The sequence below is a fragment of the Sphingobacteriaceae bacterium genome, assembly GCA_016715905.1.
In the GTDB taxonomy this organism is placed as follows: domain Bacteria; phylum Bacteroidota; class Bacteroidia; order B-17B0; family Aurantibacillaceae; genus Aurantibacillus.
In genome coordinates this window covers 754,047-776,052 of sequence record JADJXI010000004.1, presented here as the reverse complement: position 1 = coordinate 776,052, position 22,006 = coordinate 754,047, and the positions used below count along the sequence as shown (strand labels likewise).

The 22,006-nt window shown below is 33.8% G+C and carries 12 protein-coding genes and 1 tRNA gene; 9 read left to right on the top strand and 4 right to left on the bottom strand.

The genetic code is table 11. The annotated features are described in order from the left end of the window. Positions 1 to 10 precede the first annotated feature (10 nt). Complete coding sequence (locus IPM51_07670) at positions 11 to 1,792, bottom strand: chloride channel protein (GenBank protein MBK9284186.1); 1,782 nt, start codon at positions 1,790 to 1,792, stop codon at positions 11 to 13. 91 nt (positions 1,793 to 1,883) lie between these two features. Next, a tRNA-Met gene (locus IPM51_07665) sits at positions 1,884 to 1,957 on the bottom strand. 947 nt (positions 1,958 to 2,904) lie between these two features. Here IPM51_07665 and IPM51_07660 point away from each other — a divergent pair. Then, a complete protein-coding gene (locus IPM51_07660; GenBank protein MBK9284185.1) occupies positions 2,905 to 3,240 on the top strand; it encodes an SRPBCC domain-containing protein in 336 nt (111 codons plus the stop codon). On the opposite strand, the gene IPM51_07655 is transcribed toward IPM51_07660, so the two are convergent. After that, positions 3,211 to 3,993: a glucosaminidase domain-containing protein gene (locus IPM51_07655; GenBank protein MBK9284184.1), complete on the bottom strand. Its 783-nt coding sequence runs from the start codon at positions 3,991 to 3,993 to the stop codon at positions 3,211 to 3,213. The two genes, IPM51_07660 and IPM51_07655, sit on opposite strands and share 30 nt — an antisense overlap. Positions 3,994 to 4,079: 86 nt before the next feature. Here IPM51_07655 and IPM51_07650 point away from each other — a divergent pair, with 86 nt between their 5' ends. Genes IPM51_07650 through IPM51_07640 form a run of 3 tightly spaced genes read left to right on the top strand, consistent with a single transcriptional unit; the run spans position 4,080 to position 9,038 of the window. After that, positions 4,080 to 6,182, top strand: a complete 2,103-nt coding sequence (locus tag IPM51_07650; GenBank protein ID MBK9284183.1) for a S9 family peptidase — start codon at positions 4,080 to 4,082, stop codon at positions 6,180 to 6,182. Next, positions 6,183 to 8,534 carry an immune inhibitor A gene (locus IPM51_07645; GenBank protein MBK9284182.1) on the top strand — a complete coding sequence of 784 codons (2,352 nt, stop codon included), beginning with the start codon at positions 6,183 to 6,185 and terminating at the stop codon, positions 8,532 to 8,534. It abuts the gene before it with no gap. A gap of 42 nt (positions 8,535 to 8,576) precedes the next feature. Continuing rightward, on the top strand, positions 8,577 to 9,038 hold the full coding sequence (locus tag IPM51_07640; GenBank protein ID MBK9284181.1) for a hypothetical protein: 462 nt from the start codon (positions 8,577 to 8,579) through the stop codon (positions 9,036 to 9,038). 34 nt (positions 9,039 to 9,072) lie between these two features. On the opposite strand, the gene IPM51_07635 is transcribed toward IPM51_07640, so the two are convergent. Next, complete coding sequence (locus tag IPM51_07635) at positions 9,073 to 9,420, bottom strand: hypothetical protein (protein MBK9284180.1); 348 nt, start codon at positions 9,418 to 9,420, stop codon at positions 9,073 to 9,075. Between the two features lie 22 nt (positions 9,421 to 9,442). Between IPM51_07635 and IPM51_07630 the strand changes: the two genes are divergently transcribed. From IPM51_07630 to IPM51_07610, 5 genes are all read left to right on the top strand, one after another. Beyond that, on the top strand, positions 9,443 to 12,583 hold the full coding sequence (locus IPM51_07630) for a CHAT domain-containing protein (protein ID MBK9284179.1): 3,141 nt from the start codon (positions 9,443 to 9,445) through the stop codon (positions 12,581 to 12,583). 81 nt (positions 12,584 to 12,664) lie between these two features. Beyond that, positions 12,665 to 15,334 (top strand): T9SS type A sorting domain-containing protein, encoded by a 2,670-nt coding sequence (locus tag IPM51_07625; protein ID MBK9284178.1) that lies wholly within the window; start codon positions 12,665 to 12,667, stop codon positions 15,332 to 15,334. Positions 15,335 to 15,340: 6 nt separating this feature from the next. Beyond that, positions 15,341 to 18,019: a T9SS type A sorting domain-containing protein gene (locus tag IPM51_07620; GenBank protein MBK9284177.1), complete on the top strand. Its 2,679-nt coding sequence runs from the start codon at positions 15,341 to 15,343 to the stop codon at positions 18,017 to 18,019. A gap of 68 nt (positions 18,020 to 18,087) precedes the next feature. Beyond that, positions 18,088 to 21,318, top strand: coding sequence for a SpoIIE family protein phosphatase (locus IPM51_07615; protein ID MBK9284176.1), 3,231 nt, complete (start codon positions 18,088 to 18,090; stop codon positions 21,316 to 21,318). Continuing rightward, positions 21,315 to 21,998 (top strand): alpha/beta fold hydrolase, encoded by a 684-nt coding sequence (locus IPM51_07610; GenBank protein MBK9284175.1) that lies wholly within the window; start codon positions 21,315 to 21,317, stop codon positions 21,996 to 21,998. Before IPM51_07615 ends, IPM51_07610 begins: the two co-directional genes overlap by 4 nt. Positions 21,999 to 22,006: the final 8 nt, after the last annotated feature.

Sequence of the window (22,006 nt, the reverse complement as noted above, 5' to 3'; positions counted from 1 at the left end):
TAATTTGAAGTTATACGGATTCCAGTAATTCGTGTCGGTATTTATTCAGGATACTTGATTTTGAAAGAAATCCAAGATAGATTCCGTCTTTTACAACCGGTAAATTCCAATGTCCCGACTCTTCAAATTTTTTCATAATAGAGAAAATATCTTCATTCACTTCTATTACTTCACCGGGTTTACGCATTAATTCGCGGGCCGATAATTTGTCATATAATTCTGCATTAAACATTTCTTCCCGAATATGATCCAGATAAATAATGCCTAAGAGTTTATTATTCTTTTTTACCACTGGAAATGTATTTCGTTTGGAGTGCTTAATGATTTCCACCACATCACGTAAATTGGATTTAAAATGTACTGGAGAAAAGTCTTTTTCAATCATGCTGTTAATTTCAATTTTACCCAATATACTGGTGTCTTTATTTTCTGAAACCACAGTGCCTTTTGCTTTTAATCTGCGAATATCCAACGATTCCGGATGAAAGTATTTTACAATGGCATAGCTGATAGCTGAAACAATCATTAACGGAATAATAAGTTCATAACCGCCGGCAATTTCAGCAATTAAAAATATTCCTGTAAGCGGTGCATGAAAAATTCCGGTTAAAATTCCGGCCATGGCTACAATTGTAAAATTACTTACCGGAATATTTTCAATACCAATTAGTTTAAGAAAGAAAGAAAATATAAATCCTAAATAAGCGCCAAGAAAAAGGGAGGGAGCAAAATTACCTCCGTTGCCTCCAATACCCAAAGTAATTCCGGTTGCAAAAACTTTTAGCAAAAGGGTTAGGGTAATAAATAATAATACTTGCCAGTTATTAGAAACATAATTTTGCAATAAACTATTTTTGATTAATTCTGCGGTGTTCAGTTCAGCCAAAGATTTTATACTTTCGTAACCTTCACCAAATAAAGTAGGAAAGAGTGCATATAAGAGTGCAAGGCAACAACCTCCTATGAACCAACGGGCAACACCGGATTTTATTTTAGCAAATTGAGTTTCAACTTTATCAAAAACATTCACGTAATATAAAGAAACAACACCGGCTAATAATCCCAATACAATGTATAAATGCAAATTGTGATAGTCAAAGGGCTGTTGAAGTTTAAAAAATAGCAAGTTGCTGCTTTCATTTAAAATAATTTTGGAAATTAAAGCACCGGAAGCCGAAGCAATTAAGAGTGGAATGAACGCACTAATGCTAACATCTACCAATAAAACTTCTAGCGCAAATAGTAAACCTGCAATAGGAGCGTTAAATGCTCCGGCAATTCCACCCGCTGCACCTGCTGCAAGTAAAAGTGTCCTCTCCTTATATGTTAATTTATAAGTTCTGGCAAAGTTAGATCCTATGGCAGACCCCGTGCTAACTATCGGCGACTCTAATCCGGCCGACCCACCAAAGCCAACCGTTAGTCCACTAGTTACAATATGGGTATACATTTGATGAAATGGCAAAAAGCTGCTTTTTTTAGCAATGGCATATACTATAGGAGTATTTCCTCTTTGCAAGGGCCATTTAAATAAATATTTTAAAATAAGTAAGGTTAAACCAATACCTACAAACGGGAGAATTAAATGCAGGTAATTAAATGAAAATTTGAAAATATTTTCTTCAATAAAATACTTTCGGATAAAATGAACGAAAAGTTTTAAAACAACAGCCGCTAAACCTGAACTAATTCCAACAAGTATACTTGCAAAAATAAGAAACTGCTTTTCATTGGTTTTTTGGTGAAACCAATTGATTAATTTTTCGGCAGCGTTTAGTTTTTTTATTTCCATTTATTCTAATGACTCCGAATTTCGGATATTAGATTTTCTTAATACAAATTTTAGGTTCGCGAAAGTAAAATAACCTATCGTTTTTATTTAGTAGCGGAGGGGGGAGTTGAACCCCCGACCTCAGGGTTATGAATCCTGCGCTCTAACCACCTGAGCTACCCCGCCATTTTGTGGTTTTTTTCTTAAGGGTTGCAAATATAACAATATTAAAAGATTCAAATTCCATCTAAATCTAAGTTTTTAGCACTCACAATAAAAAAAAGCAGTAGAAAAACTAGCATTAAATGGGCCCGGGCCTTGATTATTACGAAATCTCATCTGTATCCTCTTTATACTTTATTTATTAAAAGTCTAACTTAAAATAAAACTATTTAAATAGTTGAAAATCAATAATATAGAATTAACTTCTTTTTTTCGTTGATAATATAATTTGTTTTGTAACTGAAAATTTATATTTTTCATAAAAATTTGGGATTATGTCGAAAAAAAGCAAAGCTTCGTCTGCAAAAAAGAGCAATACAAAAAAGGCGGTAAAGACAAAGGCAAGCAAGAAAACTGCAAAACCGGCAAAAAAAGCGCCTGCAAAAAAAATTGCTGCTAAAGCTAAGCCTTCAGCTAAGAAAAAGCCTTCACCCAAAAAAGCAATAAAAGTAAAAAAGGTTGTTGCCAAAAAAGCAAGCCCAAAAAAACCGGTTGCAATTGCTAAGGATAAAAAGCCTGCAAAAGTAATTGCACCTAAAAAAGTTGAAAAGATAAAGAATGTTACTTCAACTAAGAGTATTCCAACCGCTGTAAAAGTTGCCGAACCTAAAAAAATAGTTAAAGAAGCGCCCAAAAAAATCATAAAATCAAAAGATTCGGATGATCATTTTGATATTGAACCGATAAAGGAAACTAAAAAACAAGAAGAAAAAATTCAATCTAATGAGGTTTTAGCAATTTCAAACACCATACCTAAAACTGAAATCAAACCATTATCTGCTTCAAAAATTGCTTCCATTTCCAGTTCTATTACTAATCCAATAAAACAAAGCGATTCATATGCCGTTAAAGTGGAAAAAGAACCTGCCGGAAAGTTTGAACAAGAATTTGTAGTTCGCTCTTCTCCGGAAATGTTGTACGAATTTCTTTCAACACCTAGCGGATTAAGCGAATGGTTTTGTGATGATGTAAATATCCGTAATGGAATTTACACCTTTATCTGGGACGGCCAATTACAACAAGCCCGCTTATTAAAAACAGTTGAAAATCACATTGTACGTTTTCAATGGGTTGAAAAAACGGACGGTAGTTATTTTGAATTTCGTATTCAACGCGACGATTTAACGAATGATATTTCATTAATCATTACAGATTTCGGTGATAGCGTTTCAGAAAGAGAGTCTGCAAAAAGATTGTGGCAAAGTCAGGTAGATAAATTATTGCACATTATGGGGTCCATCCATTAATTCAACAATATCTAGTTCATTCGGAACCCCTATTTTTATTTTAACCGGTTTATCGTTTCTTTTTTCACGGCTTAACAATCTGTTTTCTATAGGTCTAATGGGCATAGGTTTTTGAAGAAACCATTCCAAGTTTTCGGTCTTTATCTCTTTAGTTAATGTATTCTCTAATTGTTTAACTTCAATTTTTCTTTGTTCAAATTTAAATGCTTTGAAAGGCAAATACTCGTACCCGTCAATCTCAAAAAGTTTGTTCTCTTCAATTAATCGGATTAATTCCTCTGCGTATCCGTTAAAAGTGGCATAGCCGGCTTGCTTTAAGCCGTTACACCAAGCTTTATAATCATTTATAGCAATGTTAAATAGAAAAGAATAACGCGGTCGATTTTTCAAAAACAAACTATGATCATTGTAAGATTCTCTAGCTGAAGCATAACTACGGAAACATTCATTTATCTCATCATCCGTTTTTAAAATGGTATCGCCCTGCCATCCAACATGACATTTTATTCCGAAATGATTATTTCCTCTTTTTGCGAGGACACTTGTACCGCAATTACTCTCGCAAATGGCTTGAGCCAACGTGACACTGGCGGGAATTTTATGTTCCACCATTTGTTGAACAGCTATTTCAGCAAAATAATGAACATATGCAGGCGTCTTAAATAAGGGGGGTTGAGCATGTAGATTCTCTTTTGCAAAGAGAATAATTAAAATGATGGAGACTAATGTTAAGCTTTTTAAGCTTTTACTCATATTAATAAATCTTAATACAAAATTAAGGGCCATGTAAATGGCTAATCTATTTTGCTTATTTTTATATTAACAAAGTCCTTTTAATAATGTCTGCGAAATTCGTGTCTATACTTCTGCTCAATTTTTCATTAGCAAACGCTTTTGGCCAAAATACTGTTACATATCCTAAATCCGTTGAAGAAAAGGTTAGCGATAATTATTTCGGGACCAAAATTGAGGATCCATATCGTTGGTTGGAAGATGACCGAAGTAAAGCAACAGAAGATTGGGTAAAAGCTCAGAACGTGGTTACCGAAAAATTCCTTGAACAACAAAAGGGGAGAGCAACAATTAAAAAAAGATTAACCGAACTTTGGAATTTTTCAAAACAATCAGCACCCTACAAAAAAGGAAATCATTTTTTCTGTACTAAAAATAACGGCCTTCAGAATCAAAATGTACTATACATAAAAAAAACAATGGAGGATGAGGGTGAAATTTTACTCGATCCAAACGAATTATCCAAGGATGGAACGATATCCTTAAACGGAACTTCCGTTTCAAAAGATGGTAAATATCTGGCCTATGGTATTTCTAAAGCCGGAAGCGATTGGGTTGAAATTCATTTTAAAGAAATCGCTACCAAAAAAGAATTGCCGGAAATAATAAAATGGGTAAAGTTTAGTGGTATGAGTTGGAAAGGGGATGGAATATATTATAGCAGATACGATGAGCCCGACGGTAGCGTAATGTCACAAAAAAATCAATTCCATAAAGTATATTACCATAAAGTTGGTACAGATCAAACTACTGACTTATTGATTCATGAGGATAAAGAGCACCCTAATTACAATTTCTCGGTGGATGTAAGTGACGATGAAAAATACATTACACTTTATACGAGTGAAAGCACCAGCGGACATATGATAGCCGTGAAGGAAGCTAATCAGGAGAATGCAAAATTTGTAGTTATTGAAAATGATTTTAATTCAGAAGGAAGGATTGTAGATAATATCGGTAAAGTTTTTTATATGAGAACTAATCATGGTTCTCCAAACTATAAACTGGTAACCTTCACATTAGACACTCCGGATTTTGATCAATGGAATACCATCATTCCTGAATCCAAACATTTGTTGGAAGGTGTGCATTTTTGCAATCATAAAATTTTAGTTAATTATCTCGAAAATGTCACTTCTAAATTATATTGTTATTCCATAGAAGGAAATCTTGAAAAGGAAATTCCTTTAGACGGAGTTTGTCGTTTAACTGATTTTCATTCTTCTAAAAATGATGAGTTTGCAACTTATGGCACAGTAAAATTTACATCTCCCGAACAAATTTATTTATTGGATGCAAAAAGATGGAGTAGTAAAATGATTTTCAATCCTGATATTAAATTCGATTCCGGAAATTATACTACCGAACAAGTTTTTTTTGAATCAAAAGATGGCACAAAAATCCCAATGTTTATTACTTCCAAAAAAGGATTGATTAAAGATGAAAATACACCCTGCTTTGTTTTTGGGTATGGCGGATTTAATATTTCTTTGGCTCCCGAATTTAGAATTGACCGAGCTGTATTTATAGAAGCGGGAGGAATTTATTGCGTGCCTAACTTAAGAGGTGGAGGAGAGTTTGGAGAGGAATGGCATAAATCCGGCACAAAATGTAACAAGCAAAATGTGTTTGATGATTTTATTGCAGCCTGCGATTATCTGGTAAAAAATAAATACACTTCCTATCAAAAATTAGCTATCCACGGCAGAAGTAATGGAGGGCTCTTAATCGGTGCGGTTATGACTCAACGTCCGGATATATGCAATACAGCAATACCCACAGTTGGCGTTTTAGATATGTTGCGCTTTCATCAGTTTACCATCGGTAGCGCATGGACAGTTGATTATGGCTGTAGCGAAAATAAAAGTGAATTTGAATGTCTGATCAAGTATTCTCCTTTACATAATATCAAAAAAGTAAAGTATCCGGCTACACTTATTTTAACCGGAGATCATGATGATCGGGTGGTGCCGGCACATTCCTTCAAATTTGCTGCAACTATGCAAAATAAAAATACAAGTACCAATCCAATACTTATTCGCATTGATGTAAATGCAGGGCATGGTTCCGGTAAACCAACTAATAAACAAATTGATGAGTTTACTGATATGTGGACTTTTGTGTTTAATAATTTAAAAATGAAAATATAAATGAAAAAAATTGTATTATTTTTTGTGATTATCGTTTCAATAAACGCTTCAGCACAAATCGCCAAATATCATCGTGTGTTAATGCAAGGAGATGAACAACTGGCTCAAAAATTAATTTCGTTGGGAATAACTATTGATCATTCCGAAAAAGGAGAAGGAGGACTGATTGCTGAGATTAGTGAATTAGAAGTAAATATTCTTAAACAAAATAATATTAAGCATTCAATTTTAATTGAAGATGTGACTAATTATTATGTAGAGAGAAACAAACAGGATGTAATGAATAAAATTTTGGCCCCGCAAGATTGCAATAAGTCCAATTTACAAAAACCTACTTATTTTCATTTAGGATCTATGGGCGGGTATTTTACGTTTAATGAAGTTGTTCAGATTTTAGATAGTATGGTTTTATTGTATCCAAATCTGATAACTGTTAAACAACCATTGAGTCCATTGTCTCACCAGGGAAGAACTATTTGGCAAGTAAAAATCAGCGATAATCCGAATACAGACGAAGCAGAACCGGAAGTGTTATATACTTCGCTTCATCATGCTCGCGAAGCGGCTAGTGTATCTCAATTAATTTTTTATATGTGGTATTTGTTAGAAAATTATGCAACTAATCCGGATATTAAAGCAACCTTGGATGGTACAGAGTTATATTTTATTCCTGTAGTGAATCCGGATGGTTATGTGTATAATCAAACTATTAGTCCTAACGGTGGGGGTATGTGGCGTAAAAACAGGAGAACAAATGGAGGAGGAAGTTTTGGTGTGGATTTAAACAGAAATTATGGATATAATTGGGGATTTGATAATTCAGGCTCATCACCAACATCTACTAGTGATACATACAGAGGCCCTTCGGCATTTAGCGAACCCGAAACACAGGCCATTCGTAATTTTTGTAATACCAGAACTTTTGTAAACGCTTTGAATGCGCATACTTATGGTAATTTATTAATTTATCCTTGGGGTTATCAACTAGGATTATATACACCTGATAGCGCTACCTATGTGAATTGGGGAGTTTTATTAACGCAGGATAGCAGATTTTTATATGGCACAGCCGATCAAACTGTAAATTATGTAACAAACGGCTCTAGTGACGATTGGATGTATGGAGAACAAGGTACTAAACCAAAAATATTAGCCATGACTCCTGAAGCCGGATCTGCCGCTGATGGATTTTGGCCTGCCTCTTCTCGTATTTTAGATATTTGCAAAGCAACTTTTACTCAAAATTATAACCTGGCTAAATTATCCGGTAAATATGCAAGGGTACTCGATAAACAAGATAAATTTTTATCAAACAGCGGATATTTAAAATACAGAATCAAGCGATTAGGTTTGGGAACCGGTAGTTTTACGGTAAGTATAAATCCAATTGGGACAGAGTTAAGCGCGGTTGGTGCACCAAAAATTTATCCGAGTTTAAATTTAAATCAGGAAGTGCTCGATTCTATTTCCTATACCGCAAATTTCTTATTGTCTCCCGGCCAAGTTATCAAATATAAACTGGAAATTAATAATGGGGATTATATTTATCATGATACGATTAGTAAAGTTTATGGTAACCCCATTACTTTATTATACGACCCAGGTAACAGTACTGTAACAAATTTCACAACAACAGGAACTTGGGGTTTAAGTACTACCAAATTTAATTCGGCTCCCTCTAGTATTACCGAAAGTCCGGCCGGAAATTATTCAGGCAATCAATTAAAAACAATTACCACTGCATCCAACATTGCTATTACCAATGCTATTTATGCACATTTGCAATTTTTCACGCGTTTCGAGATGGAAAAAGCCGGCGATGACGCACAAATATTTATCAGTACAAATAATGGAACGAGTTGGAGTCCTTTATGTGGAAAATATGAAACTCCACCGGTAACCTTTGGAGGTACAAATCCTATTTACGATGGCATTCAAAATGAATGGGTGATGGAAGATTTTGACTTGAGTGCCTACATTGGTCAAAGTATTCGTTTGAGATTTCAATTTCAAACAGATCCTTCTGTAAATAAAGATGGTTTTTATTTTGATGATTTATTGATCAGAAAGCTGGCTCCGGCGCCTCCGGCATCGGTGAATAATCAAATAATCGTAATGGATAATATCCGTATATATCCTAATCCGGCATCAGCTTTTATTAATATTTCTAATCCGGATGAAATTGATATAACCGTATCCATTTCTAATGTCTTAGGTCAAAAAGTTTTACAAGATAAAAATACAAATGAACGGGAGCTTGCCATTTCTACAAGCGAACTACCCAATGGTGTGTATTTTGTGAAATTGAAACACAATGGCATTGAAGAAATCAAAAAAATTGTTAAGGATTAAACTATGTCGTTTTCCTACAGTCAAATCAAATAAACACAAACTATGAAAAAATTAATTTTAGCAATCGCAGTTCTGACTTTAACCGGAACAACTTCTTTAGCTCAGGAAACAGATTCCAGTGTAAAACCCGGCAAAGAAATGAAAAACAAAACGCCCGAAGAAAGGGCTAAAGCGGGTGCAAATCACGCCGAAAAAAAATTGGGATTAACCGCCGATCAAAAAACAAAATGGGAAGCAGCCTGTTTGGAAAGAATAAAAGGGAATGACCCACATCGCGTCAAATTAAAAGGCTCCACAACGCCTGATGAACGAAAACAGATACATGCAGATGTTAGAGCCAATAATAAAAAGTTTGATGAAGCTGTAAATTCATTATTAACGGATGAGCAGAAAGTAAAGCATGAGGCTATTAAAAAGGAGAAAATGGAGAAAAGAAAAGCGAAAATGAAAAACAGAAAAGGAAAGATGAATGAAGAGCCTCTGGATTTAGATTTAGAAGATTAAAACTTAAACCTCCAATTTTTAATTGGAGGTTTTTTTATAACAGATACTTTTGTAAGTCTGCTAAAGTACTTTTTGAATTTCCGATAAATATTTTTTTATCCAATAAAATTACCGGCCTCTTTAAAAAAGTATATTCTTCTAAAATCAGTTTTTTGTACTCATTTTCCGTAGCAGGTTTAGGATTAAGTGTTTTGTATTTGAGGGCAACGCGGCTAAATAATGCTTCATAGCTTCCACTTAATTCTTTCATTTCTTGAAGTTGTTTGGCAGTAATTTTTTCCGTTTTTATTTCCTGAAATTCAAAATTCTTATTCGTCAGATCTAATTCTTTAATTATTCGCTGATTGGTGGAACAACTGCCTAAATGATATATTTTTCTCATTCTAATTGCTTAATTTTAATGAGTGAAAGTACAATTATTTTTAATCTTTTTTCTTTGTACAGGTATTTATACCAAAGCACAGGATTTCGGGAAAGCGTGGAGTGATTTTTCCAAAAAAATGGAAAAAGAAAATCTCCCAATAGCCGTATACGAAGAATTTGAAAAGAAATACGAAAAGAAATTTGCTGATTTTGCAAATGAGGCCACTCATTTTTATAGTTCTTATGCTTATGCTTTATTAAATGTAAAAGACCAGAATTCGGCTTTAGAAGCCTTAAAATATTCCTATCATTATTCCACACAAGCAAATGATACAACACTCAAACACATTGTTGTTTATCGTTTCGGAGATTATTATAGATTAACGGGAAATTATATTGAGGCAGAAAAATATTATTTGGGTTCTTTGAGCACATTAGCCGTTATATTAGGTGAATCTAACAGAGAATATTCACAAATCTATTTTGAATATTTGCAGGTTTTAATGTTTCAAGGGAAGTATGCAGAGGCAAAACCGGGAGTAGAAGCCTTAATTTATTATTATAAAACATTGGATGGAGAAAAAAGTTTAGAATATGCTCATCTAAATAATAATCTGGCTGACATTTATCAATATTTGGGTGAATATCAAAAAAGCATTGAAATTTTAAAACCATTGCTAGAGAATAAAATTTTTTTAGAATTAAAGGATACCGCAGCTTACATTGAAAGTTACAGCAATTTAGGTGATGTTTATCGCGAAGCCGGCGATTGTAATTCGGCCATAATTTTGTTTAAAAAAGCAAAAGAGGAATTTTATACTTATCGTTTAAATCAACTTCCAATATTAGGCTCTATTGTAAATAACATGGGTTTATGTTATAAAATGAATGGTGAAATAAAAGAAGCCGAAGAATCTTTTGATTCCGCTCTCTTATTATATGATAAGGCCAATCACAATAACACAAACGATTATTGTGTTACGCTAAACAACAAAGGAGATTTATATAGAGAACTAGGAAGGTATGGCTATGCTTCTGAAATTCTTTTAAAATCGTTAACTATAAGAAAGACATATTTAGATACAAACTCTAAAGTATATGCTAATACATTAAATAATTTGGGTTTGATTTATTTTGATGCCGGCTTTTATGATGAAGCATTAAGACGTTTAAATCACGCTTTATTGGTTTATGAAAGAACAGTGGGAACTCAACATCAATTTTACGGAAATTGTATAAATAATATTTCTTCTTTAAACTTTGTTACTGGCGAATATAAATTGGCGAAAGAAAATAAAATAAAGGCACTGGCCATAACAGAAAATAGTGTTGGAAAAGATCATTACCGCTATATTAACTTTTTAATTTCTTTGTCGTCAATGCATGTGCGCTTAGCCGACTATAAACTTGCTGAAAAATCTTTAATGGAAGCCGGGCAATTAGCGAAAAAGAATTTTGGCTTAAGTCACGAGCTTTACGTTCGCGCTCAATTTGGTTTGGCTGAAATTTTAGCAACAACCGGCCGTTTTGAAGAAGCCACTAGCTTATACAATGAAAGCATTCAGTATTACATAAAAAAAATTGATACTTATTTTTGTGCGATGAGTGAAGAAAATCAAGCTCATTATTTATCTTTATTTGAGTCCGTTTTTCAGAGTTATAATTTGTTTGTGTTAAATTATAAACTGAGTCATCCCCAAAAAAATATTAATGCTTTAATTAAACAAGTTTTAAAAAATCAATTGCTTATTAAATCGTTATTAGGAAAAAATGCATCTGGATTACAGAAACAAATATCGAAAAGTAATAATCAGGAACTAAAAAGTGTGTATGATGACTGGAAAATAGTGAAGAACCAATTGATCAATTTAAATAAAAGCGGACAGAATGATAGTTTGGAAAATGAATTAGTGAAAAAAGTTTCACAAATGGAAACGTATCTTAAACAAAATGTTGGAGCTATTTTTGAAGTGGAGCATGTTGATATGGAACAGCTTCAGAAGCATTTAAGTAAAGATGAAGCTTTGGTGGAAATTTTTAAAACTACTGAATGGGTTAGCGATACTACTTATCAAGCAAAATATGGTGCTATTTTAATTCATAAAAATAAACTACAACCGGAATTGTTTGTTTTTAATAACGGAAATGAACTGGAAAATACAAAATTTCAATTGTATACTCAGGCCATTGAAAATGAATTAATCGATTCACTATCTTATTCTGTTTATTTCGAAAAAATCGACAAAAATCTTAAAGGAATTCAAAAACTATATGTTTCTGCGGATGGAGTTTATCAAAAAATTAATTTGAATGGTTTGTTTATAGCGAACCAACATAAATTTATTTTTGATAAATACCAAGTTCTATCCATGCCTAATTTGGCCGGAATAATCCAAAACACTTCGAGTTTAATTTCAACCCATAAATCGGCGCAATTATTCGGTTATCCGGATTATGAGTATAATTTTAATACACCGTCAGTTCCCACAATTGAGCAGCCATTAGCAATAGCCAAAAGATATGGTTTAACGGAATTATCAAAACTCCCCGGTACCAAAATTGAAGTGAACGAAATTGGACAAATACTTCAAAGTGCAGGATGGAGTGTAAAAAGTTACCTGAATGAAAATGCCAGTGAAAAAAACTTGAGAGAAATAAATTCTCCGCGCATTTTGCATATAGCTACTCATGGATTTTATTTGAAGAATATTGAAAGCACAGATCCGTTTTTTCTTGGATTTGAAAGGAGTCGACTTAAAGAAAATAGTTATTTAAGATCAGGAATAATATTGGCAGGAGCTATTCCTTCTAGCGCCGATAGCGTTAATTCTAATACAGAAAATGATGGTATTTTAACAGCTTATGATGCATTATTACTGGATTTGCATGAAACCGAATTGGTAGTATTATCCGCATGTCAAACCGGATTAGGTGATAATATGGGTAGTCAGGGTGTTGCCGGCTTACAGCGCTCTTTTGCAATTGCAGGTGCTAAAAATATAATTATGAGTTTATGGCCGGTTGATGATGAAGCAACTAAATTTTTAATGACTACCTTTTACCAACAATTTGCAAAATCAAATAGTATAGAAAATTCATTTATCGTTGCACAAAATGCGTGTAAGCTCAAATATCCCCATCCGGCTTATTGGGCGGCTTTTGTATTGTTAAAAGGATTGTGAAATCTTAATAATTTATTCAATTTTCTTATAAATCTATAACGATTTATTTTGTATCTTTTCACTCTAATTTTATAAAAAATAATGAAAAATTTATTCTTATCTTTTGGTATACTATTCTCACTAAGTTTTAATGCACAAACCAGTATTAACTATCATTGGTCTCATAATTTTGGGGCGTCCGATGTTGATCAGGAATTAAGAGGTGGTATTGTTGATGGCCAGGGTAATACTATTGTTGGAGGCTATTTGGACGGAGATCTCGATTTGGATCCTAGCATTGGCGGGGTAACTTCCTTTACCGGATATGTTGGCGGATTCATTGCCAAATACAGTCCTTCCGGGGCTCTGCTTTGGGCCGGAAATTTTGAAGGTAGTGCAAGTAATAAAGTATTTGGAATTGATGTTGATGCATCTAATAACATTTATGTATTAGGTAAATTTGAATTGGGCGATGCAGATTTTGATTTTGGCCCATCTCAAAGCACTTTAACAGCAATTTACAATGATGTTTTTTTGGCAAAGTATGATGCTGCGGGTAATTACCAATGGGTAGTTCATTTTGGTGAGTCAAATGCAGTATTGACTCCTTATGGTATTCGTGTTACACCGTCTGGAGAAATCTGTTTAGGTGGTGAATTCAATAATTTTTTTAGTTTCGGACCCGGCACCGCAACATTAACAACCGTTGGAGGAGTAGATGCTTTTATTGCTAAATATAATACTTCAGGTAATTTTGTTTGGGCACATGGTTTTGGAGGATTGGGTAATGATAGAGCTTTTGGTGTTGATATAAATGCTTCCGGTGAAGTTGCTGTTACCGGTCAAATGCAGTTTACAGTTGATTTGGATCCGGGTGCTGGTAATAATGATGTGATCACAAACGGCGGAGATGATATTTTTATTTCAAAATTTGATAATGGAGGAACATTTTTATGGGGTGGTTCTATGGGTGGAGACTTAAATGATGTTGGCGGAAGAGTGAGATATAATAATGCAGGTGATATTGTATTGTCTTCTGTTGTTAGCAGCGGAACCTTTGATATAAATCCAATGCTTCCTGTTACTCCTCAGGTTAAAATAGGTGATCCGGGATATTTATCCATTTTACTTTCTAAATTAAATGGAACAAATGGAAGTTTAATTTGGGGAAAAACCGCAGGTGCTCTTGGGCAAAATGAAGCCATGGCAAGCGCTTTGAAAATTGATTCGCAAAATAATATTTTTATCGGTGGAAGGTTTAGTGGTGTTATGGATATAGATTTGAATCCCGGAACAACCACATTGAGTGCAATAACGAATTCTAACAGCGATATTTTTGTGGCTAAATATAAAGACGCAAACGCCGATCTTGTTTTCGGTTTTAATTTGGGTGGTGGCGATCAGAATGGAAATAATTGCGAGAATTTATCGATAAGAAATGACACCCTTTATTTAATGGGGGTAAACACAAACACCATGGATATGGATCCGGGTATTGCAAGCCCTTCTTTAGGTCTTGAAGGTTTAACTGATTTTTTTATTTCTAAATATACGTTTTGTACTTTACCAAATCTAACAGGGCTCTCGGGTTCAGCACCAATTTGTATAGGAAATACTGTAACCTTATCTGTAACCAGTGGAACCTTAAATGATGCTCCAAATTGGTCGTGGTTTACCGGTTCTTGTACAGGCTCATTAGTGGCTACAGGAGCAAGTGTGAGTTTAAATCCAACAACAACCACAATTTATTTTGTGAAAGGTAATGGTGGTTGTGTTCCTCCGGGCGGGGCTTGCCAACAAACAAGCATAACGGTAAACCCAAATACCAATATTGGAGGAAATGTAACCTCAAATACAATAAGTGCTGTTCCAGTGGCAGGGCAAGTATTATTATTTAAGTACGAACCTAACTTAACCAAGTTTGATACTATTGTAAAACAAAACATTGGAGTAGGTGGCGCTTTCAATTTAACTTCTGTTCCTGCCGCCAGTTATATATTGCAAGCTATTCCAAATGCTAATACATTAATTCCAACTTACGCGCCCAATCAAATGGGATGGAAAGATGCCATAATAATTAATCATGGTTGTATCAGCAATGATATTCAGAATATTGATGTAAAAGAATTATTCAATTTTGGTGCCGGTCCGGGTATTCTATCGGGAAAAATTGTGGAGGGAACAAAATACGGACAAAAAGGATTGGAGATTTCTGTTCCGGGGCAACCTATAAAAGGAATAAGTGTGAAAGGAGGAAGAAATCCGGGAGGAAATATTGGAGCCCAAGACAGAACCTTACCTAACGGTTCGTACACATTAGCCGGTTTACCAAATAATATAGCCGGTGAATCTTATTTTGTTTTTGTTGATATTCAGGGATTAGATACAGCAAACGCATATCATAAAATAGTTACCGACGGTAACAATCAATTTTTTGATTTAGATTTTGTTGTAGATTCTGTAAAAATTTATCCCGCTATTTTTGTGGGGGCAAATGAAAATTTAATTTCAGAGAAAAATTTTAAAATTTATCCTAATCCTTCTAATGGTAAAATTTATGTGGAGTGTGAATTGGAAAAACCCTCATTTTTAAGCATTGAGTTATTTGACATCATGGGTAAAAAAATTGGAGAACCCTATCCGGTTTCATTTGAATCAAGCCGAAATATTACCGTTATCAGCGATCAATCTAAACTTTCAAATGGAATTTATCTTTTAAAAGTTAAAATAGATTCCAAGGAGTATGTAAAACGTATATCTATTGTTAAATAATAAATTATGAAAAATAAAATATCTGTTCTAGTAGCATTATTATTAAGTACCTTAATTAATGCTCAGATAAACTTCACACATACCTGGTCAAATGGTTTTGGAAGTAGTGGTGGAAATGATTATTTAAATGCAGCCGTAACGGATGCTACAGGTAATACATTTATTACCGGGGTTATCAATGGAAATGTTGATTTTGATCCCGGAATTGGAAATGCAATTGAGAGTTTGGTGTTTAAACCGTATGTGGCAAAATACACAAGCAATGGGGCATTGGTTTGGGTTAAAACTTTTACAGGAACGGCTAATGCAGCTGGTCAAGCTATAGGAATTGATGCAACAGGAAATGTTTATGTTACCGGTTATTTTCAGGGCGGAGGACTTGATTTTGATCCCGGACCCGGAACACAAACAGTAACAGCTGATCAAAGTGATATGTTTATTGTGAAGTTAAACAGTAATGGCGATTACCAATGGCATAAAAAAGTTGGACAATTGTCAACCAATGTAGACCCAATAGCAATGAAAGTAACGCCAAGTGGAAGTGTACATATAGTTGGTTATTTCAATATGAATTGTGATTTTGATCCGGATATTATTGGCGTAAGTACATTAACAAATAATGGTTTTGAAAGTGCCTTTGTGTTGAAATTAGATAATCTAGGAAATCATATTTGGTCATTTAGTATTGGTGGGGCTGGATACGATCATGCTTACGCAGTGGATGTGAACGCAACCGGTGAAGTAGCTATTACAGGAAGATTTGATTATACAGTAGATGTAAATCCGGGCGTAGGTACCAATACAATTGTTTCTGCAGGAGCAGAAGATATTTTTGTAGCCAAGTACGATGCGTCAGGTGCATTTTTATGGGCAGGTTCTTATGGAGGTCCGGATTTTGATTTTGGTTCCAGTGTAAAATTCACTAATAATGGGGATGTGCTTGTATCTGGCGCTGTAAAGAGTTTAACTTTTGATAACGATCCGGGGCCGGTTGTAAATAATATATTAAAAGTAGGTTTATCAACTTTTAATGATATGTTTTTGGGATTACTAACCGGAGGTACCGGAACCGGAATTTGGGGTAAGTTAACCGGTTCTGCTTTTACAGGAGTGGATGTTACTCCAAATGCTTTGGCAATTAACGGAAATAATAGATTTTTTGTTACAGGTAGTTTTGGTAATGTAGTTAATTTTGATTTGAATGGCGGAAGTTACACGGTTAGTGCCATTGCTTTGCCGGGCATTGATATTTTTATGGGTAGTTATGATTTATCCAATGCAAATGTGAGTAATGTTTATGTTTTAGGTAGCAGTGATTCTAATCCGAATAGTTATCCATCATACATTCATCTAAATGGTACGGATGTTTATTTAGCAGGAAATCATTCCAAAACTATGGACATGGATCCGGGGCCTTCAACAAGTACGGTAAATAATTTTGGAGCCGTTGATTTTTTTATGGCTAAGTATTCAAATTGTAATTTACCGGCTTTGTCTTCGTTTTTTCAGTCCGGTAATAATATTTGCCAAGGTGCTAGTGTAACCTTTTCACTTATCGGACAATTAAATGATGCTCCCAATTGGTCATGGTACACCGGTACCTGCGGTGGTACATTAGTTAACACCGGAACATTATTAGTAGTTAGCCCAACAGTAACCACTTCTTATTTTGTTAAAGGTGATGGAGGTTGTGTTCCTTCAGGAGGTGCATGTTTTAGTGGAACTGTAACGGTAAATCCACTCACAAATATTTCAGGTACGGTAACCAGTAATACAGTAACGCCTGTTCCGGTAAATGGCCAAGTAGTTTTATTTAAATATGAATCTCAATTCACCAAGTTTGATACAGTAGTAAAACAAAATTTAAGCGGAGGCGCCTATAATTTTTTAGCCGTTCCTGAAGGCAGTTATATTATTCAGGCTAATCCAACTTCTAATACTTTAATTACAACCTATGCTCCTAATAAAACAGGATGGAAGGACGCCAATATTTTTTATCATAGTTGCGCTACTTCTGACCTAGTAAATGTGGACGTGAAAGAATTGACAAATTTTGGCGTTGGAAATGGGATATTGAGCGGTAAAATTGTAGAGGGATTGAAATATGGACAGAAAGGAGCCGGAATAACAGTACCCGGACAACCGATTAAAGGAATAAGTGTTAAAGGAGGAAGAAATCCCGGAGGAAATATTGGTGCGCAAGATAGAACATTGCCAAACGGTTCTTATACTTTATCCGGATTACCAAATAATATAGCCGGAGAATCTTATTTTGTGTTGGTTGATATTCCGGGATTAGACACTAATGGTACATACCATAAAGTTGTGTTAACCGGAAATGATCAGTTTTTTGATTTAGATTTTATTGTGGATTCCGCTAAAATTCATCCTGCAATATTTGTTGGTATAAATGAAAAAGTGATAGCCGAGAAAAATTATAAAATCTACCCTAATCCATCAAATGGAAAAATATACATCGAATTTGATTTTGTAAAACCGGTTGTTCTAAATGTTGAATTGTATGATGTTTTGGGTAAAAAAGTAAGTACAATATATCCGGAGTCGCTTGAAGAAAGTAAGCAATTAACGATAATCAGTGATCATAAAGATTTGAAATCCGGATTATATTTTCTGCATATTAAAGAAGATGGTCAGCTGAAAACAATTAAAATTTTAATAAATTAAAATAAATTATAACCATCTAAATATAAAGCCAAACATACGTTTGGCTTTTTTCTTATATTTGAAATATAATGAGAGCAATTATCCTTTTCCTGTTATTTTACTGCTATGTAAATTATAATACGCTTTATGCTCAAAGCCATAATTTTCAAAATTACAGTACAGAAGATGGTTTACCGCAATCTCAAGTATTGGGTATTTATCAGGATGAGAAGGGTTATTTGTGGTTTGGAACCAATAGCGGAGGTGTAAGCAAATTTGATGGCAAACATTTTTTTAATTTAAACACTAATGATGGGTTAGCTAATAATGTAGTTTATTCAATAAGCGGGAATGGGAATGGAGAATTATATTTTGGAACCGGAAAAGGATTAAGCGTTTATAGTAACAAAACGTTCACTAATTACAATGAAAAGAACGGATTACTTTCTACATTTATTTTCCATACTAAATTTTACAATAACAAATTATATATCGCAACCAGCAGGGGTGTTTTTATTTATGAATCAGGTTCAATTAAAGAGTTAAAAGGAGATTCTATTCTTGAAAACAGTTCTGTGTACAGAATTTATATAGATGGAAAACAAAATATTTGGTTTGCCACAATTCAAAACGGTGCCATCAAGTTTAATCTTCCCCAAAATAAGTACAGTCATTATTCTACTGCCAATGGATTAACAAACGATTATGTTTTTTCAATTAATGAAACAGAAAAAGGGGAAATACTAATTGGTACTCAAACCGGTTTAAATAAAATCGACACTAATGATAAAATTTCATCGGTACAAGAATTTAATAAAAACATGAATGTATCTTTTACATGTATTGAAAAGGCTAAGGATAATCTTTTGTATTTTGGTTCATTTGGCGAAGGTTTAATCAAAGCTGATTTTAAGAATAATATTATTTCAAGCTATAGAGCAAGTAAAGGGTTCACTAATAGTCACGTCTTAGATCTGCTTTTAGATCGGGAACAAAATTTATGGATTGCAACTAATGGAAGCGGAGTGTATAAATATTCGGGTAAGAAATTCACTTACATGAGTAAGAATGATGGTTTACCCGCTAATTATATTACTTCAGTTTGTATTGATAAAGATAAAAATACTTGGTTAGCAATAACCGGCTTTGGAGCAGTGAGAATTAAAAATGAGCAGATCGAAGTTTTTAAAAATGATTTTAAAACGAGTGTTGGTCCGGTTGATAACAATATCAATAGCATTATTTGCACTAAGGCAGGAAGGTTATATTTCGGAACTGAAGAAGGTTTGTGTTATTTTGAAAATGAAAAGTTTATTACTATTGAAAATAACCTGATTAGAAGGAAATACATTTACAGTTTATATGAAGATAAAAATGGAATAGTATATATTGGTACTACCAATGGATTATATAAACTTCAAAATGAAAATATTGAAGAATGTCACGATGTAAATAAATTATGCCCTGTAGGAGAGGAATTAAGTATTTATTGTATTAGGGAAGATAATAAAGGAAATTTATGGTTTGCTACAGATTTTGGAGTAATCAAAAAGGATGCCGCTTCATTAACATATTACAATAAGCTGAATGGTTTTATTACTGGTCGAATAAATGCTATTGTAGGAGATAAATATAACAATGTTTGGTTGGGAACTGAAAAAGGACTTTACCATTTCAGTAATCAAAGTTTTAATTTAATTGGAAAAGGATACCATGTTACCAGTTCTAATATTTGTTTGTTAGCAATAGATAGGCAAAATAAATTATTTATAGGTGGAAATAGTAATATTGGGATTTTAGATTTAAACAAATATTACAAAGGAGAATTACACTTAAAACAAATTGTAAAAGAAGAAGGGTTATTAAGTAAAGAGTCCAATGCTAATGCTATTGCAATTGATGAAAGTAATAGAATTTTTATTGGCACAATAAATGGTTTGCAAATTTACGATCCGGTACATGATTTCATAAATCAACTCGAACCAAAAGTACATGTAGTAAATGTTGAACTCTCATTTGGATTAGATGATATTCAAAAATATTGTGAAGGCTTTGATTCCATAAACCATTTACCTAAAAATTTGGTTTTACCGTATGATAAAAATAATTTAAATTTCAAATATGATGGTGTAAGTTTAACGGTTCCTGAAAAAGTTCGTTATAAATATCAACTTGCCGGTTTAGAAAAAAGCTGGAGTCCGGAAATAGGAACTACTGAAATTACTTATCCGTCATTGCCGCCAGGCACGTACACGTTTTGTGTTAAAGCAATGAATAATGATGGTGTTTGGAATGAAACACCGGCAACTTTTGCATTTGAAATTTTGCCCCCTTGGTATAAAACGTGGTGGTTTTATTCCTTGTCAGTTATTTTAGTTTTAGTCGGTATAGCCGCCTATAATGCGTATAAAACCAATGCATTAAAGAAAAGTAATATTAAATTGGAAAAAACAGTTTTAATCAGAACTAAAGAGTTAAGGGAAGAAAAAGAAAAAGTTGAAAATATTAATAAGGAAGTTATTTTACAGAAACAGGAAATTGAACATAAGAATACTGAAATTACCGATAGTATTAAATATGCTAAGAATATTCAAGAAGCCTTACTTCCTTCCATTATAAAAGCAGAACAATCGTTTAATGATGCGTTTATATTTTACCAGCCTAAAGATATAGTTAGTGGTGATTTTTTCTGGTTTTATGAAACAGACGAAATTAAATATATAGCTGCAGCAGATTGTACCGGTCACGGGGTACCCGGTGCCTTTATGAGCATTGTCGGAAATACCATTCTGAATGAAATTCTGCATGCTAAACTGGCAGTTAGCCCGGGTGATATTTTACTTGAATTACATAAAGGAGTAAAACAAGCCTTGAGTAGTAATGAACGTGAAAGTCAAAGGAGAGATGGTATGGATATCGCCCTATGTGCTATTCATAAAAAGAGTGCTAAAGTAGAGTTTGCCGGGGCTAACCGTCCGCTTTGGTTGTACCGTAAAAAAGAAAATTATAAAGTTGAAGTAATTAAACCAACTAAATATCCTATTGGAGGATTAGAGTTAGAAGAGAGTAGATTGTATGCTAATCACGTGATAGATGTTGAAAAAGGAGATAAGTTTTTTATTTTTAGTGATGGTTTTGCTGATCAGTTTGGTGGACCCAGAGGTAAAAAATTAATGGTGGCCAACATGCATAAATTAATTTCTGAAATTATCAATCAGAATTCAGCTCAACAAAAACTTGTTCTTAAGAATACATTTGAAGAATGGAAAGGTAATCATGAACAGGTTGATGATGTGTTGGTTATTGGAGTTTGTTTATGAGTTCAATAATTTTATTGCACGGCGCTTTAGGTAGCGATGTTCAGTTTAATGCACTTCAAAGAAATTTATCTTCGCAAGGGAAAAAGGTATACACGTTTAATTTTTCGGGTCATGGAAAAAAAACTTTTGCCAAAGGTTTTTCAATTGAACAATTTTCGAACGAATTAGCCGAATTTATTGATGAAAACAAATTACAAGGTGTTGATGTTTTTGGGTATAGTATGGGAGGTTATGTTGCTTTGTATACCGTTTTGCAAAATCCCGGTTTATTGAATGTGATAATTTGTTTAGGTACTAAATTTGAATGGAATCCGGAAATTGCATCAAAGGAAATAAAAAATTTAAATCCGGAATTAATTGCAGCTAAAATTCCGAAATTCGCACATATACTACAAGAATTGCATGGAGAATCTTGGCGCGAGTTATTGCAGAAAACCGGCCGAATGATGCATGCGATGGGGGAGAAGAATCCTATAGAAGAACAGGATTTTAAAAAGATTACAAACCCGGTGTGTATTTGTTTGAGCGAAGGCGATAAAATGGTAAGCGAAAAGGAATCAAAGCATATTGCTAGTTTAATACCCCATTCAAAATTCATTTCCATAAATCATGGTGCTCATATACTAGAAACTATTGATGTTTTATTCTTGTGTGAATTAATATGCAAGGAAACTAAATAAAGAAAATA